2 protein-coding genes are annotated in these 1084 nt (G+C 53.4%); both read right to left on the reverse strand.

Going from position 1 to position 1084, the window contains the following annotated elements; all coding sequences use genetic code 11:
• The coding region (locus tag AB6E51_RS24515) for a hypothetical protein (RefSeq protein ID WP_372140324.1) at positions 1-607 on the reverse strand (607 nt) is incomplete at its 3' end.
• A gap of 1 nt (position 608) precedes the next feature.
• On the reverse strand, positions 609-1084 hold a 476-nt coding region (locus AB6E51_RS24520; protein ID WP_372140326.1), incomplete at its 5' end, for a hypothetical protein.

Genomic DNA, 1084 nt, shown 5'->3' on the forward strand with positions numbered 1-1084 from the left:
TGCCTTTTTGCACTTTATGCCAACGGCCATGCACGTTAATGCGGGCTTGCCACGCTCCGTTGTCGATTTGCACAAGACTGCCCAACATCAAGCCGGCGGTTTGCACCTCCTTTGACGCTCTTGAAGACGCACTCACCACCGGGGTCACGCTGACGGGGGCACCGATGAGGCTCAACTCGGTTTCCAAACTGTCCGGTTGCGAACGTAAATTTTGCTCACGCACCTGAGCATCAAGCGTCGCCATGTTGAGCTCAGAAAGCTTATTAAGGTACGTCTCAATATCGTCGCTAAGAGGTGGCAAGGGCGCGACCAACTCTGGCTCAAGGTTAAATTGCGCAAGCGCAACACCCAATGCGTCAGTTGTGGCCTCTACAGGCTGGTTCAGCTTTGCGTCCAGAACCATCGGCGCTTCTGCACTTAATGTTGATAAAGACGTTGAGGCGAGCGCCTCACTACCCAACTCAATAGGATTGTCTTGCTCGGCGCGCTCCGCGGGCGCACCCGCGTACTCAGACTCAACGTCAGGAAATAACGTGGTGTAGCCCATACCTACGGCCGCTAAGCCCATCAAGGCGATAAGACCAATTTTAATTGGGGGAAGGGTCATATTAGAGACCTCCATATAAAGTGATGGAAAAAGAGAGTGACCAACGATGTGGGCTCACCGGTTTTAGCGTGAGCGCTTTCATCGAGACCGGCATGACCGCAAACAGCGCCGCTAGGGTATCAAGCTCTGATGCGCTCACCCTTTGATGCGTCACCTCCCATGTTTTACTTTGCCAAGTGCTTGAGGACTTATCACTGCTTTGCTGCGCGATAAAACCCATGGTCACGAGCGCGTCTTGTAAGCGCTGGTCTGTCGGCTGCATCGGCATCACGTGTGACTGCCAGTAAGGCATCCCAGACGCGAGGGGTAAACGCAGCGTGTGTTGGTCCCCATCGTTGCTCAAAAACAAAGAAAATGAGTCATGTTGACGCAGCCATTGTTGCCACACACCAATAAGGCCATTAGGCTCACGCTCAATAGTGGCCGTCAGCTCTGCGCCTTGTTGAGTCAAGCCTTTGGTTTTCCAACCAGGAGGTA

Source organism: Vibrio sp. 10N.247.311.47 (genome assembly GCF_041467535.1).
Taxonomy (GTDB): domain Bacteria; phylum Pseudomonadota; class Gammaproteobacteria; order Enterobacterales; family Vibrionaceae; genus Vibrio; species Vibrio crassostreae_C.